The organism is Acinetobacter sp. 1000160, assembly GCF_000588715.1.
Taxonomy (GTDB): Bacteria; Pseudomonadota; Gammaproteobacteria; order Pseudomonadales; family Moraxellaceae; genus Acinetobacter; species Acinetobacter courvalinii.
Genome location: NZ_JFWP02000009.1, coordinates 63,840 through 80,316 on the forward strand (window position 1 = coordinate 63,840; position 16,477 = coordinate 80,316).

Consider the following 16,477-nt stretch of genomic DNA (forward strand, 5'->3'; position numbering starts at 1 on the left):
ATTCTATGAAAAGTTTATGGCTTGATATTGGTAATACCCGCCTAAAATACTGGATTACGCAAAACGATCAGGTGCTTGAACATGCAGCCGAATTACACCTGCAATCCCCTGCTGATCTGTTACTCGGTTTGATCCAGCATTTTCGTCATCAAAAGCTGACTCAGGTCGGTATTTCCTCAGTCCTGGATTCAGAGAATAATCAGCGGATTCAGATGATTCTGGATATTCTGGATATCCCGATCATCTTTGCCAAAGTGCATGCCGAGTATGCCGGCCTGAGATGCGGTTACGATGTGCCAAGCCAGCTCGGGATTGACCGTTGGCTGCAAGTATTGGCCGTGGCCAAAGCTAATGAAAACTTTTGTGTGATTGGTTGCGGGACAGCGCTGACCATCGATCTGGTGGAAGGATTACAGCATTTGGGCGGTTATATTCTGCCAAATTTATATCTGCAACGGGATTCACTGATCCAGAATACCAAAGGGATCAAAATTCCAGATTCAGCTTTCGATAATTTAAAACCGGGACATAACACGGTCGATGCAGTCCATCACGGTATTCTGCTGGGTCTGATCAGTACCATTGATCAAATCATGCAACAATCCCCGAAAAATTTAATCTTAACTGGTGGCGATGCCGCTTTGTTTGCCAAGTTCCTTAATCATTATCAGCCTCAAGTCGAATCCGATTTACTGTTGCAAGGTTTAAAACATTATGCTCAGCTCAATTCAGCTTTGAGCAAGGTCTGAAGTGCCTGCAACAACTGTGGAAATTCCTTAAAACCATCTTCTGCTCGGAAATGCCCTGCCTGAGTGACCTCAATCAGTTGGGCATTCAACAGGTTTGAAAATTTAAAGGTCAATGGCACAGGAATCACGGGATCATTACTGGAAAAGAACACCAGTCGTCGCTGAATATTCGCCCTCAGCATGCCGCTCTCAAACTGGGCCTGCTGAATAAAAGCATTAAATTCTGGATGTTGAGCAATTGGGTCATTAAAACCCGCAATAAAAATTCCCGCCTTGATGGTCATGTGCTGTAATTTCTTGGCTAAAAATCTTGAGAGCGCCACACAGGACAGCCCATGTGCCACGACAATACTCCGCTCATTCAGTCCTTTTAATTGCGCTTCCAGACAGGTTTGCCAAATCTCGGCTTCAGGGTGACTGGCATCGGCAAGAAATACACGCTCGACGATCAGTTCATCGCTTTTCAGTTGGTGTTCTAACCAGGCATACCAATGCTGGTCGGGATCGGCATGTTCACAATGCAGAATAAATACGCTATTTTTTGAATTATGTGACATATTTAACACTATTTTTCAATAAAAACATAAACTTATAAATATATATTGCTCTTTTTTAATCACGCTTAACATTGCTATTTTGTATCAATTTTATACAATACCACTCATAACATGAGCATAAAAAAAGGCGCATTACGCGCCTTTTCAGGAAGTCGATAGAACTTACTTTTTCTGGTCATTACTGCCAAATAAAGGTCCCATTCCACCGCCACCGCCGAATTGTTTTTGCATATTGCCCAATGATTTCAGCATTTTGCTCATACCAGATGGATTCGCAAACTTCTTCATCATTTTCGCCATTTGTGCCTGTTGCTTGATCAGTTTATTCACTTCAGCAACGTCCATACCACAGCCGGCAGCAATACGTTTTTTACGACTTGGGTTAATCAGATCAGGATTACGACGTTCTTTGATCGTCATGGACTGAATGATGGCTTCCATACGCTTGACTTGCTTTTCAGGGTTGGCTTTTTCAATTGCGTCCTGAATACCCGCATTGCTCATGCCGGGTAATTTATCCAGGAAGCCCATCATGCCGCCCATTTTGCTCATTTGCTCAAACTGCATCAGCATATCTTCAAAGTTGAAGTTACCGCCTTTTTGCAGTTTTTTCGCCATTTTCTCGGCTTTTTCTTTGTCGATCTTGCGTTCAACTTCTTCGACCAAAGAAAGGACGTCACCCATCCCCAAGATACGTTGTGCAACACGATCCGGATGGAATGGCTCAAGCGCATCCAGTTTTTCACCAATACCCAAGAACTTGATTGGCTTACCGGTAATGGCACGAACCGAAAGTGCTGCACCACCGCGTGCATCACCATCGGTTTTGGTCAGAATCACACCCGTTAAAGCTAAAGCATCATTAAAAGCTTTGGCAGTATTGGCAGCATCCTGACCGGTCATTGCATCGACAACGAATAAAGTCTCGGTTGGTTTCACCGCCGCATGTAATTCTTTGATCTCGTCCATCATGTCTTCATCGACATGTAAACGACCTGCTGTATCGACAATCAGAACATCAGCAAACTGGATTTTGGCCTGTTCAATCGCACGATTGACAATATCAATCGGCTTTTCAGACGCTTCAGATGGAATGAAACCGACACCGACTTCATTCGATACTGTTTCTAACTGCTTGATCGCTGCTGGACGGTATACGTCGGCAGACACCGTCATCACTTTTTTCTTTTGGCGTTCTTTTAAGAAACGTGCCAATTTTGCAGCAGTCGTGGTTTTACCCGCGCCCTGCAAACCGGCAAGCAGTACAACCACCGGTGGTTTTGCACTTAAATCTAATGTTTCATTAGCCTCACCCATCATCTTGGTGAGTTCATCATAGACAATCTTTACAAATGCCTGACCAGGAGAAAGCTGAGTCATGACTTCCTGACCGAGCGCTTCTTCCTTAACTTTCGCGATAAATTCACGAGTTACAGGTAACGCGACATCGGCTTCAAGAAGTGCCATACGTACTTCACGCAGGGTATCTTTAATATTGTCTTCGGTCAGCTGCCCTGAGCCAGTAACATTTCTTAAACTCTGTGTGAGTCGTTCTGTTAAGGTATCAAACATTGCGAAATCCGCTTAAAATGGCTAGTTGCAAAAAAATCTTTCTTAAAATAGAAAATTTATGCATAAGATGCTATAGGATACTGTAGTTCGAAGCGAATTTATATCTTATATGGCGAATATTATTCATCCTCCTAAAAAAGGTTTGACATGATCAGTCTCCCCTTGGTTTACACAATTTTGGCACTTATCGCCTATACCAGTTCATTTTGGTATTTGTTTATTCGATTGATGTCAAAACGTACTCCAAATCTTTGGTGTTATGGCCTGATGGTCGGTTTAGGGCTGTTGCTACATGCCACCGTTCTTTCCAAAGACATGCTGACATCTATTGGGGTGAACTATGATGTATTCAACCTGATGTCCTTCACTTCCGGACTGATGTTGGCACTGAGCCTGATCCTGAGCCTGATTCGCCCGATCCTGCCTCTCAACCTGATTGGCACCCCTGTAGCTGCCTTTGGTTTAATTCTGGGCTTCGCATTTAGCCAACCTAATCAGGTGATTGAACAACATAGCTTTGGTCTGGACCTACATATCATTCTGTCGCTGGCGGCTTATGCCGTACTGCTGATGGCGACCATTCATGCGGTGCTTTTATGGTTTCAGGACCGGGAACTGAAAAAGAAACAAAAACGACGCATCTGGGTGAATTTACTTCCGCCCTTTCAGGTCATGGAATCTGTGTTATTTGACCTGATTATTACCGGATTTGGCCTGCTTACTGCCGCATTATTGTTCGGTTTCTTTACCATTGATAACTTTTTTGCCCAACATCTCGCACATAAAACTGCATTTAGTATCATTTCATGGTTCTTGTACGGCGCATTATTGATCGGACATTACAAGTTTGGCTGGCGTGGACGCAAAGCAATTCGTTTTACCATTACCGGTTTTGTCCTTCTTGCGATTGGTTTTATGGGCAGCAAATTTGTTTTAGAAATGATATTAGGACGTTGATAAAACGTTCTAATATGGACTCTCATGTACTCTTACTATAAAAATACAGATAAAGATGGTGTAATGGTCTTGTATGAATTAGATCAGGAATATTACTGCTTAAGAGCAATTTGTGTCACACCATCAGTAATTTTAAATACAGCTTTTATAAATGAACAATCTAATTTTTTCCTCCCAGAAGGAAGCTTTTCTGAAAATTTAGAACAATTATCTGTAACGACAAAAGAAGAGTTTTTAAACTTTTGGCATAAATCTACATTTCAATATTTAGAGGCATGGAATAGGTTAAAGACCAGATTTCAGATCAATCAATGCATTGATTCAGAAATCGTTTGTTTTTATCCCCAAGGAGTAATTGTAAAATTTGGAGAAAGTTTTTATGGTCTAGCGAACTATAAAGATTGCGAATCTATTTTAGGAACAGACCATATTTATCCTCAACAAAAAATTAAGCTTTATGTGCAAAACTTTGATGATGAAAACTTATGGATTAACTTCTCTGTAAAGGTCCAATATCAACTTATGTAGAACCCCCTATCATTTTCTAGACATCTTACCAAAAAATGCGTATAACGCTGTTTTCGCTCAATTAGGTAAAAATCGTGAAACTTGTACTCGCTCCAATGGAAGGTCTGACTGATCCGATCATGCGTGATGTGCTCACCCATGTTGGCAGTTTTGATTGGTGCGTGACCGAGTTTATCCGTATTACCGATAGCATTCAGCCCGATCATATCTACTACAGCTTTTGTCCAGAACTAAAAAATGGCGGCAAGACTGCGGCTGGCACCCCGGTACATGTACAGTTTCTAGGTAACAATCCAGAGATGCTCGCAGCCAATGCAGCCAAAGTGGTTGAACTGGGTGCACCTGCCATTGACCTGAATTTTGGTTGTCCGGCCAAAACCGTAAACCGCCATCGTGGTGGTTCTGTATTACTGGATGAACCGGAGACCGTACATCTGCTAGTCAAAGCCGTTCGTGATGCCGTACCAGCACATATCCCAGTCTCAGCCAAAATGCGTTTGGGCTATCTTGATGAAAATCATACCTTAGACAATGCCCATGCCATTGAAGATGCAGGCGCCAGCTGGCTCACCGTACATGCACGTACCAAAGCGGATGGCTATACCCCGCCAGCCTACTGGGAAAAGATCCAACCAATTACCGAAGCATTAAAAATCAATGTCATTGCCAATGGTGAAATCTGGAACAATAGCCATGCAAAAGCCTGTCTGGAACAGTCTCATTGCAAGGATTTAATGATTGGCCGCGGTGCTGTGACTACACCAGATTTAACCTTATGCATTCGTCATGATATGGATCATGCGCTGCTGTCTTGGCCTGAACTGGTTGAACTGCAGCTACGCTTCTTGAGTGGACAATACAAGACCGAAATTGGCATGGTCGGACGTTATAAGCAATGGTTAGGAATGATGACCAAGGCCTATCCTGAAGCCCAGCAACTGTGGGCACACGTGAAGAAGATCAAACAGCTTGAAGATATCCTTCAGTATTTAAAACAGAGCTGAGGCTTGTACTTAAGATTTAAATAAAAAAAAGCGGCCTAAGCCGCTTTGGAAAACCCAAAAACACTTCATTACATGCCACTGACTTTCATCTTGAGGTTCGTTACAGAAGCACCCGTCATGCCAATATTACCAATGGAAGCATTAGGTAAGTTATTAAAAGCCCCAGCCTGCTGAGCACCACTTGTACCTAATAACAAATTATTTAATTGTAAATTGAACTTATTACTTGTGCCGGTATTACCAAAAATCACTCCACCTTTATCTGTTGTACCAGAAGGACCATAGATTCCAGCATAAAAACCTTTCAGCCCGAAAGGATTGCCATTATTGCCGGTCAGTTTAAAATCAAAGCTTGCACCAACAGGTGCTGTCGTCGAGTTTCCTGGCGTCGCATAATCTGAAACCAGCATGATGTTACATCCCGTCCCTGTGCCACAGATAGACTCGATCGCACCATCAAACATCACCATATGCCCTTGTGGTGCTGCACCCATCTGAATATTCATGCTGGGTTTATTTGCTGCAAAAACAATATCAATTCCACCTACACGCAATAATTCTTTCACATCACTTTTTAGTAAAGTCCCGGAACTAAAAATAGAATTACGTGTATAGGTGCTTCCATTTAAACTGGAAAGAGAAGCAGGACCAGCGGTGTAAATCGAAAATGGAGAAATCCGAAGACCCGTTACATTATTATTAAAAGCTAAGGCGATATTCGCAAATGCACCGCCTTTTGCTGCGGAACCAGCATCCGTATCTACGGCAGCTTTAAAACCGAGTATTGTCTCGGCCGTGCCATTTAGGCCAGTCACTTTTACGGGTACAGCCGTGGCTTGCCCAGCTACGCCAGCAATCACCAAACCTGCACGGTTGGTATATGAAGGAGATGTATAGCCACCATAAGACAGGCCATCATTATCAATAATGGCCATTTGATTAAATTGCACATTGGCTTGGACACCAATCGTTAAGCCATCTTGGCCCGTCATTGCAGAAAGACTTTGATCATCCATCGGCTGCATTGCCATTGAGACCGGGCTCAATAACAATAGCGACAAGCATCCTAATTTCTTGTTTTTATTCATTGTCCTCATCCGTAGACAAATGTTTAAAATATGTACTATAGCTTAGCATAATCTGGATAAACCACAACATAAAATCCCCAAAGTCGAGCCATTTCAGATGGTTTCACAAAAGGGATAATATTTGAAGTTATTCAACGATTAAAGAACTGCTCCACAGATGTCTTTGGTACCAACAGGATATTTAAACTGTAACTGACTTTTATCCAAAATTAACTCTTGTGAAATTTCTTGACCAATCACGGCATTCCCTGCAGGTATTGCATACTGACCCAAATTCATTTCAAAATAATAATTTACAGGCTTGGTTGACGCAGTTCCGATATAACCAACGTTGACGCCATTAAAGATAGCTCCAACCTGTTTGGTATCCTGATTAATATAAATCCCTAAACGTTGGTAGCCATTTGGTGTATTACTCACATTAAAAGCCTGACCTGATGTACTACCTGATCCATTATTATAATTGTAGATGCCCACCGCAATATTATTCTGATTTTGCGTTGAATCAAAATTATTTGCATAGACAATCATTACACTAAAAGGAATTTGATCTTCCCCTACTCCTCTACCTATGGTAGGTAAAAATACAATATTACCTTCACCAGTTATTACAGAAGTAGGTACCTTAAATTGATATTCATAGGCAATAATTCCGGTCTGGGGTAAAGAAAACTTATATCCGTCTCCATTTAAAGCAAAATAATTAATTTTGGTTGCCATATCAGGATTGGCAGCAACCGTATAAGAAGCCTTCATACCATTAATACTCGGAAATCTTAAATTTGTAGAACTCGAATTGGGATATGCCTGCTGGATCTGGGCTTGGGTTGCGTTAAAACTAAAATTACATTGCGCAAAAACTGGCTGATAAATGGCTGCGGTCAGCAATACTGTTCCAAAGAATATTTTTTTCATTTTTTCTCCAAGAGCAATTAAAACAATCGCTTATATTTTTTATAAAGCCCTCTTTTATTCTTTCAGAGGGCTTAGTCTCATTTTTTTATACAAAGTTTTATTTAACTTAACAGAACTTTAAACCGCCAAAACAGTTAGATACAGGTTTCTGGTTACTGTCGAGTAAAAGGTTTTCCAAGACCATCACTGCCCGTGCATTATCTGCTAATCGTACATCACCAATTCCTTTATAAACTGGCAAGTTTAATGCAGCTGCTACCCCATCAGTAAGTGACAAAGAAATTTTATTTTGTGATAAATAATCAGTAATAAAGGTAGCAATTTGTGGCAATACATCCTGCATTGGAATACCTGTCGTTGGGTTTAGGGCCCCAAAATCCAATGGATCTTTAAAAGATAGCCACCAACCTGGTTGTGCGATATCCGCAGCATCTGCACCTGGCCATTGCAAGGCAGTATTTTGTAAAGCAAGATAACCACCACTGGTAATAGGTAAGTTATGAATTAGGTTAAAATTTTGATTAACCTGTACATTGGCTTTTAAGTTCGTAATATATGAACAATTATTTGTATCTCTGACCGCTGCACAACCTGCAGAGGTAGTGCCTTGCCCCCCCATAAAGAAAGTTGCATTTTTTACTGAAGTTAGCAATAAATTAATATCATCATCTAATGTTAATGATACCCCGCCATTATCTGCACCAATTGAAATGGTTGGAATCGGGACATCTTTCACGACCAGATTCAGTTGTTTCATTCGACTGCCTGTCACAATAGTTTCTGGGAAATTAAAGGCGACTTGCTGACTTGGAACGTTAATCCCCCAAATAGGATTACCATTATATTTATAAAGCGAATTAGCTCCGCTGGAAGTAGCTGGATTAATATATCCTGGTCGACCAGGGGTCATATTATTAGGATTGGTTGTCGCAGTTCGTGGAAAAAGGCCTAGACCTAAGAAATTAATATCAATTCCTGCATGAATTAGCTGATCTTCAGTTGTACCAAACATGGCTGGATCAGTAAAAGCATTTACAGGCGTTTGACCAACTTTGATAAATCCACTAAATGTATTAATTCCTCCCCCTGTAGATACACCACTACCATTAATGTCGTTAGCAGTACCCGCTGATAAATAACCTAAAATTTCTTCAGCACTCAGGCGGAATCCTGACACCTCTCTTGTTGAGGCACTATTCGGATTTTTAATGGCAAACTCAATAAAAGGATTGGTCAAGGAAGCACTGGTATTGGCACGACCTTTGGACCAGGTCGGGGTACCATCAGCCAATTTTCCATCTGGCGGTCCGCTCAGTGATACATTCTCCATATCGATATCACAGGCCCCGGCACCATTTCGACCACCGCAACCCAATTGTAAACCACGAATATTGGCATTTAACTCTAATTTTGCTTCCAGACCCAATTTATAATAGCCAAAATTCTTTAAGGCATTCGAACTATCAGGTGCCGTATAACCCAATGATAATAATGCCTGGCCTCTGGCAGCAGATAACTCACTATCATTCATTTCAACCAAACCATTACTGGCCCAGGTCTGTGTTGCAAATACAGACATGAGTAAACAAGAGGTCAATATTGATTTTTGCATTTCTTTTTTCATCATTTTCTTCCTGTTATTCAGTTAATTACGAGGTCTGATCGCAAATTCAGTACGGAGTTGCCCACCTGTCATCACCATCTCTCCAAGACGTTGTGCTTTATTATTGGCGGCATCTACGCGTGGATAAAAGTTAATGTCTTGCACCCGGAAAACATCATTAGGGGTCCGGTCTGGGTTAAAGTTAAAACCAAGATTAAAACCAACATTGTCTTTGTTCACTACAATCGCATTATTAAACTGGACCAAGCCGGTCATATTGTCAAAGCCGATACTGGCTTCATCAATTGGGTCACTAATTTGTAATGAGCCGTCTTTGAGACGATAGCGCCCAATAAAAGACAACCTGTTGCCATTGTTTGCTGTAATTTCATTATTGGGTACCAAACTCAAATTCATATCTCCCAAGAATTTCAGTTTAAGACCGAATAGCACGTCATCTTTGGTATTAAATGGATTGACGATAACTGGTGTCGCACTGTTGGGGTTGCTATAAGTAGGTAAATATCCGGCAGCAATTTCAGCTGCCATCACCATCAGCAGGTCTTTTAACTCAACATTGACATTTCCAGCTTCAAAACCCATGCTGCCATAGCCACGTAATAACATATCAATATTACGAAGTCCCATATAATAATTCTTATCGCCATCTACAATTAAAATTGAAGTGGTTTTACTTCCATCGGCATTGCGTCCTTCTGTGCTTAATGCCACCGCAAGTCCTAGACGCTGGGAATTGGTCACCGCTGAGCGGGTGATAGTATTGTTCAGATTATTTAAGCCAAAAACCTCACCGGTATAATTGGTTGCGTAAGTCGCCAGATTGGCATTAACGTTATAGAATGGTAGACCTAGCCCCCATTTATTAGTTAAGCCAGCATTCGAGGCGATGGCATTGCCAGCAGACACGCCACTACTTGAGGTAAAACGGCCTCTTCTAGAAAGCGCTTGGAAGTCAGCTCCACGAACAGCCACCACTAAACTATAAGGATTCACAGCATTATTATGAATTTGCTGGATATAATCTGTCGCGCTGGTTAGGGTACCGCCATTGCCCCCCAAACGTGCATTACGTAGCACGGAGTTTTCAGGCATTCTTAAATTCCGTGTATTAGCAAGGTTGATATACACGTTCCCACTGTCAAAATATGCACGTTGATTCGAGTTAATCACTAAAGGACTTAGATCTCCAAACTCGAAACCAAAGGTATTCGAGCCTGCACCACCAATTTCTAATGTAGTTGCCTTACTGTCATCCCCACCTAACATGGCATCACCTTTTTGGGTAAACTCCCCTCGGAGACGAAGTGCCAGACCACTAGAGCCCATCACCGTCCCATTGGCTCCAGTGGCCGTCGTGCCAGAGTCACTAGCGAAACCTAAAACATTGTTTAAAGTATGGGTATTGGTGGCATTATTATCCGCAGGTGCAGCTAGCCCATTGGCACTGGTCCCTCTAACCTGAAGCGCACCGTTGACAATACGTCCACTCATCCCAAGACGAATCAATCCCTTACTGTTATCCAGGTTATAGACTGGATTACTTGGATTAATGGTTGTATTACTTTTGGTCATTAATTCAATATTTAAGCCTGAACTGGTCCCGGCATAGGTACCCGTTGCAGCTCCTAACTGATTGGGATCTGTCACACGCGTAAAGTCGACATAACCGTAGGTGCTATCTGGACTGGTGGCTTTAGTTGCCGAAGCACTGCCCAAATTGGTTTGTAAAATCAAACCCTTAACCGGGTCAACATACATTGCCCCCTTGCCTAAAAAGTTAAAGTTAAAATTCTTTAAAATGAGCTGGTTATATTCATTTGTCGTACCAGTCCCCAAACCTGCATACAAATTGATATTTTGCAATCCGAGTTGTAATAGCGATTGAGAATTTGCGCTGAACAGACCATCTTTGGTATTAAACGCAATAATCTGCGGCGAACCCGTCTGAATTGCGAAGTTACCAATACTGGCATTACAGCTGACAGTTGGCGTTTGGGCACAAATCTGGAAACTTCCAACCGAAATGGTCGATGGCATACTTTTGATTTGCAGATCCAGACCTGTTTTAGAACCGCTTGAACCAGTATTAATTTTATAATCGGTACCCAAGTTATAATTACCTGCACCTGCACCCGCATCATAGGCAAGGTTTTTACGAACCCTGACATCATTTGCAACAGCTCGTAGCGTCTGCTCCGCATTGCTAGCCATTCCTGCCCGGTCTTCCCAGTACAGCTGATCGACCTTGATTTCATCATAGGTGGTTTGTAAAGATACCCCATCCTGACCATTGACCTGTCTTAGATCGGTATCTTGCAATTCCTGCAATGCATATGCTGTGTGAGTCAGACATAAGATACTGCTTGCCAGTGTTGTTAAAACAAAATGGCGTTTCTTGTTTTTATTGACCGTCCGTTTCATACCCATTCCCTTTTTATTTTAACAACGTGGATGTGATGTACCACAGGAAAAGATTTTAACCTGGCCTGTCATAGACAGATTGCCATTCATATTTACGCCAATAAAACCTTTTTCCTTATTGGCATCAAAGCCAGTGCCACCATACGTTGTGGCAGGTGTCAAATACCCTGGTAGGTTGGTAGAACCCGCAGAACAGTTTTGATTACCCTCTGTACATGTATCGGTCTCTATCGATAAGGATTGGAAACCAACATTACGAAATTGAATGGGCATCGTAGGATCAAAACCCAACTTGATCGCTGCATGATTAAGACCGCCATAAATCACGTCCTCACCATCGAGCTTAATTTGTTGAATATTGACAGTGCCTTGAATTCCCTTCATGACTAACCACTGCTTACGCCCTGTGGCAGAAGGCACACGATTGCCTTGAGCATCATAGGTGTCTTGCGTGCCATCGTGATAACGATTATTTAATGACAAGGCAAGCCGACAATAGAGTAAATCTGCGCATAAAAAATTTGCATTATCATCCTGATTTAAAATCATTTTTAAAGAGAGATCTGCGCCCGCCTGACCCGTAACATTCTCCAGACTGGTGTCATCCAAACTTTCCATTGCATAAAGGGATGTTGAAAGTAATAGCGCACCACATCCTTTGATCAAGTTGATTAGCAGATCACGATAATCGTACTTTTTATAAGTGATAAACTTCATCGTCTTATATCCTTATAAGCCCGTTGTGGTTAGCTTAAGATGCTGAATCAATAGGCCATCAATGGCGGCTGAACCAAAGTTATTATTGACCGTTGCACCTGGTGGCTGCATATTGTTAATACGCCCAGCAATATCTGTTGGTGTGGTGGTCTGAATCCCTAAAACCTGGTTATTATAGTTTTGTCGCCAAGTAGTCTCGTAAGGATTTGGACGATTTAATGAAGGATGTGGTTGTCCTGTCACAGGTGCTTTCGGTGCTACAGCTCCCCATGCTCCCCATGCCCCCCAAACAGTTTCCGTACACAAAAAACCACAGCTCTGAGTGGTTGTACCTCGGGTTCTTTGCCATACCTGAGTAAAGTCTTCCTGAGTTGAACTGGCCAAGCCTGTACCCGATTTTAATTCTCCAATCGAAACCCCATAAGAGCCGATTCCTTTATGGGCAGAGAGTCTATTGGTTGCAGGGTCATAATCTGTCGCACCAATGGTGATACTACTGTGCGTCGCATTACTTCCTTGGTAGCCAGCAACAGTCGAAGTACCACACTGGTAGATATTACAGGTTGAACCTAAATAGGTCACTCCTGGATCGACTGATGCGGCTGGATCAATATTTTCATAACGGGTATAAATACGACGGTATACTTCTTGTGCGTTAGGAATACGCGCCAGTTCAATCGAGAAGTTATTGCCATCGGTGCTAAGCATTAAGGGTTGATATAAATTACCCAACACCAGATTCACATTCATATCATAAAGAAAAATACCATCTGCATTGGCATTGGGCTGAAAATTAGGTACGGCGCCGCCTAATGCCGGGGTACTATTATCGTAAGTTCCACCTGCTATTTCTTGCGTGCTAATCCGGAAAACACTGGTCGCGGTTGGTGCTGTCCAGTCATTGGTGCCTTTAACCCTTAAACGACGGGTGGTAAAAGCATTTTGATTTAAGCACTGCCCTACTTGTGAATTGCCACCACTAGTATTTCCTTTGGGAGAGGTGCACACTCCACCATTTGGAAAACTGCCTGTATAAAACTTATTGTTAGGATCAAGTCCACCGTTGGTCATTGGAACATAGGTCGTAGTAATACCAGCCGTCGTATTGGTACCATTTGCTGCTGTACTTGTCATGGTTCCATTGGTGGTTGCCAATACTGCTCCTTCAGAGAAAGTCTTGGTTGCAGGATCATAGTTCATCTGTACGATTTCACGCATCGTAGTCTGATTGCTGACTGTGCCACGCTTGGTATCGGTTGCGCCACTGTTAAGACGGACTAAACCTGCTACACCAAAGGTTTTGTTATAGTTGGTATTCATCCCGTAGTTAAAGGTTTTTACCGTCGGCACATTATTAATCTTCAAGGTTGCATTATAAGTCCCCCCCATAGATGGTGTTACACCGTCCAAGGTTTGAAATACTTTCAGATTCGAACCATTGATACTAAAGCCATCCCACACTGCGGCAAGACGTAAACGATTACTTAACCCATTCAAACCATTTTCAGCAACAGTTGCGTCCCTTTGAAAAATGTCAGTCCATAAACCCAGTTTTAAATTGTAAGCTGAGGACTCTGCTGTACCTGCAGCAGGCAGTACCATTTTACGCAAAGGTGCTTCAAGCGCTAAATAGGTGACATTACTGATTGTGCCTGCAAAGTTAGGAACATTTTGATCATTTAATGTAGTAAGCACCCAAGGGTTATCTGCAGTGCCCCATGAGTCAATTGGACGACCATATAAATTCCCCCAATCACTACCATCAATGGCAGCACCTAAATTTTTACTGGATTGTGATAAAGATAGTCCGTATAACCATGCGTCTGCTTTTTTATAGCCTTTTGCAGTGGCAGTGGCACTTAAAGGCCCAACAGGAATTAGGCGGATTGAACCTGCGCCATATGTTCCAGCGCCATTGTTGGCATTATCTGCACCATTAAAACGGAAAGAAAAATTTTCAGGCAGAAGTGCGATCCCTTCACCTGTGGTTTCACTCAGAGCATCATCGGAAATTTCTTGTAATGCAAAAACAGATTGACTTACGCATAAGCTAATAAAACTTGCTAAAACAGTTTTTTTAAATAAAACCGTAGAAGTTAATTTAGTCATCTTGACCTTCCTATTACTTGATGCTCCGCATCATCATTCTTTTTCTAACAACCTTTTTTTGAGTGACGCCCTACAAACTCTAGGAAAAACTGCATTTATGCTTCACTCAAATGCAGGCAATCTGCCTACCTAATCTCATTCTTCATTATGCTGATAATTTACACAAATGCAAAATAATTTAGGTAAACGGTATACTTTCCGATGAGTGAAACACAACATTGAATATTTTTAATATAATTAGATCGATGATTTTCATCTTGTTATTATTTTCTATACAATCAAATTAAGCTTTTCAACAAGCGCCCATGATTGTTGCAAAATGTAAGTAGAGGCTTACGCCTTAACAGCTTTAATTTATGCATTGAGCAACATTCCTGTTATACAAATTTTTTATAATTTGTATTGATAGCAACCCTAGGTCAGACCACCGATAGCACTAAAAATGTAGCCTTGTTGTTTTCTGATCACCCAATCAAACATCTATCTCATTTAAATTATCAGATGAAACATTAAAATCTCCACCCTATTGCAAATTGTAACCGTGGTTGCTTATCTTGATCACTTTTCGCAGCTGACGTATTTCGCCATGCTAGGGTAGTATTAAAATCGAAATCTCGATACCCTCCGCTCAATCCTATCCCTGTACTGGCTAAAGTGCGGCTATTTTTATCAGCAAGGTAGGGATTTTTATTTTGCTGAGTTTGCCCGACCTCCTGAAATAAGTACGGGGTTAAAAACGGAGTCAGTTGATAATAAATATGAATTGATGTCCCCCAGCCTTGATCTCCAAGACCTTCTGCAACTGGATAAGCACGCATCGGAGCCAAAGAAAATTTTTCCGCAGAATCCAGGTTCTTCGAGGCGAGCTGCCCGTAGAGTTCACTGGTTAACCATGATGACGCCGTTAATCTCTGTTGTCTGGCAAGTTTAAGTTCGTATTTATTAAAACTACCTTGAGTCTTCGCAGATAAACGATCTATGTTTAAAGCAGAAGGACTTTGTATTTTCAAATTTCCGACTGTAGCGATCAGCTCAAGTTGATTCATACCACCTTTGGCCTTGCCGACACCCCAATCATCGATACGATTAAAATTCAGTGCAATTCGACTGGCATCTATCTGCTTTGAAGTTTCCGTATCAGTCGCTGCAATTTCATCGAATAGCTTTCTTTTTTCAGCCAACAGTTTTAAATTTAAATTCGTTTTCTGGCTTCGAATCAATGGATAAATTAGGTTTAAATTATAGTTTTCAGAGCTTCCTGTGGCGTCTAATAACTTAAATTGTTCTCCCAATTCATACTCCGTTCGGCTATAGCCTCCCCCAAGCAGTAAACCATTTCCTGCAATTGGAAATTGTGCATTCAAGCCACCTGAGATCAAGTCTTGATTACTGCCTAACACTTGTACCGATAACCTTTCTCCATAGCCTAACAAGCTATTACTTTGCAGATACCCTGAAAGTCGATATTTTCCTGTATAGCGACTACCAGAATTATCGACACCGATACGTCCTAGCCAGGTTGGCTGCCCCAGAATATCCAAAACAAGATCTGTTTGTCCTGTTTCCTCACCAGCCTGTAGGTTGGCCTGAATTTGTCCTACGCCTGATAAATCAGAGATGAGAAGCAATGTTTGGTTGCTTTGTTGCTGCTGTAAAGCTTGATCAAGAGGAATCTGATCGGTATAGCGCTGAATCGTTGTATCTTTAAGTTTAGACTGATTCATTAAAATAACTTTGCCAAGCTTTCCTTCTAATACTCGAATGACTAACGTTCCATTTTCTAACTTTTGCTGAGGTAGATAAGCTTTGGCTAAAAAATAGCCCTGTTTTTTATAATATTGTGTAATTCGGTCTGTCCCTGCCTGTAAGTCGGCAAGTACATTGTTCCTATTTTCTAAAGATTCAACCAGCCTATGCAAAACTAAAGCTTCAATTTTTTGATTGCCTTCAATATGAACTTTGTTAATCCATATTGGCGTTTGATCCTGACTATAATTTTTCTGCGATGATTCAGAACCTAAATACTGTTGATCTGTTTTAGGCGTTTCTTTGAACTGTGCAGGACTGAGTTGTTTGGTAATGGTTCCACTATCTGGTATAACCGTTTCGGCCTGCGCAGTTAAGCTGCTTGCAAGAGTACAAACGAGCCATACAAACTTATAGCCACCACGATATTGCATTTCTTTCTTTTTATTGAAATATAACGTCATTGTTCATCTAGCTTTTAGCTTTATTA

General features: G+C 41.6%; 13 protein-coding genes. 4 read left to right on the forward strand and 9 right to left on the reverse strand.

Features of this window, described 5'->3' with window-relative positions:
• Positions 1-5 precede the first annotated feature (5 nt).
• The gene (locus tag J699_RS03155) at positions 6-749 is read left to right on the forward strand and encodes a pantothenate kinase (RefSeq protein WP_032868004.1); all 744 of its coding nucleotides are present in this window, start codon (positions 6-8) and stop codon (positions 747-749) included.
• Here the strand turns inward: J699_RS03155 and J699_RS03150 are convergent.
• Both J699_RS03150 and ffh read right to left on the reverse strand, forming a co-directional pair.
• On the reverse strand, positions 719-1,306 hold the full coding sequence (locus tag J699_RS03150) for an RBBP9/YdeN family alpha/beta hydrolase (RefSeq protein ID WP_032868007.1): 588 nt from the start codon (positions 1,304-1,306) through the stop codon (positions 719-721). The genes J699_RS03155 and J699_RS03150 overlap by 31 nt on opposite strands.
• Positions 1,307-1,468: 162 nt before the next feature.
• Positions 1,469-2,878, reverse strand: coding sequence for a signal recognition particle protein (gene ffh / locus J699_RS03145; protein WP_004770827.1), 1,410 nt, complete (start codon positions 2,876-2,878; stop codon positions 1,469-1,471).
• 147 nt (positions 2,879-3,025) lie between these two features.
• On the opposite strand from ffh, the gene J699_RS03140 reads away from it, so the two are divergent.
• From J699_RS03140 to J699_RS03130, 3 genes are all read left to right on the forward strand, one after another.
• Positions 3,026-3,835 carry a cytochrome C assembly family protein gene (locus tag J699_RS03140; protein WP_032868009.1) on the forward strand — a complete coding sequence of 270 codons (810 nt, stop codon included), beginning with the start codon at positions 3,026-3,028 and terminating at the stop codon, positions 3,833-3,835.
• A gap of 24 nt (positions 3,836-3,859) precedes the next feature.
• On the forward strand, positions 3,860-4,363 hold the full coding sequence (locus J699_RS03135; protein ID WP_032868012.1) for a hypothetical protein: 504 nt from the start codon (positions 3,860-3,862) through the stop codon (positions 4,361-4,363).
• A gap of 74 nt (positions 4,364-4,437) precedes the next feature.
• Positions 4,438-5,367, forward strand: a complete 930-nt coding sequence (locus J699_RS03130; RefSeq protein WP_032868014.1) for a tRNA dihydrouridine synthase — start codon at positions 4,438-4,440, stop codon at positions 5,365-5,367.
• Between the two features lie 68 nt (positions 5,368-5,435).
• Here the strand turns inward: J699_RS03130 and J699_RS03125 are convergent, their stop codons facing one another.
• From J699_RS03125 to J699_RS03095, 7 genes are all read right to left on the reverse strand, one after another.
• Positions 5,436-6,455, reverse strand: a complete 1,020-nt coding sequence (locus J699_RS03125; RefSeq protein ID WP_032868016.1) for a DUF6160 family protein — start codon at positions 6,453-6,455, stop codon at positions 5,436-5,438.
• A gap of 138 nt (positions 6,456-6,593) precedes the next feature.
• The gene (locus tag J699_RS03120) at positions 6,594-7,370 is read right to left on the reverse strand and encodes a DUF4882 family protein (protein WP_032868018.1); all 777 of its coding nucleotides are present in this window, start codon (positions 7,368-7,370) and stop codon (positions 6,594-6,596) included.
• Between the two features lie 106 nt (positions 7,371-7,476).
• Positions 7,477-8,997, reverse strand: coding sequence for a hypothetical protein (locus J699_RS03115; protein ID WP_079376496.1), 1,521 nt, complete (start codon positions 8,995-8,997; stop codon positions 7,477-7,479).
• Between the two features lie 18 nt (positions 8,998-9,015).
• Positions 9,016-11,415 carry a DUF6160 family protein gene (locus J699_RS03110; protein ID WP_032868022.1) on the reverse strand — a complete coding sequence of 800 codons (2,400 nt, stop codon included), beginning with the start codon at positions 11,413-11,415 and terminating at the stop codon, positions 9,016-9,018.
• A gap of 18 nt (positions 11,416-11,433) precedes the next feature.
• A complete protein-coding gene (locus J699_RS03105) occupies positions 11,434-12,132 on the reverse strand; it encodes a hypothetical protein (RefSeq protein ID WP_032868023.1) in 699 nt (232 codons plus the stop codon).
• Between the two features lie 12 nt (positions 12,133-12,144).
• On the reverse strand, positions 12,145-14,241 hold the full coding sequence (locus J699_RS03100) for a hypothetical protein (RefSeq protein ID WP_032868024.1): 2,097 nt from the start codon (positions 14,239-14,241) through the stop codon (positions 12,145-12,147).
• A 509-nt stretch (positions 14,242-14,750) separates the two neighbouring features.
• The gene (locus J699_RS03095; RefSeq protein ID WP_032868025.1) at positions 14,751-16,451 is read right to left on the reverse strand and encodes a ShlB/FhaC/HecB family hemolysin secretion/activation protein; all 1,701 of its coding nucleotides are present in this window, start codon (positions 16,449-16,451) and stop codon (positions 14,751-14,753) included.
• Positions 16,452-16,477: the final 26 nt, after the last annotated feature.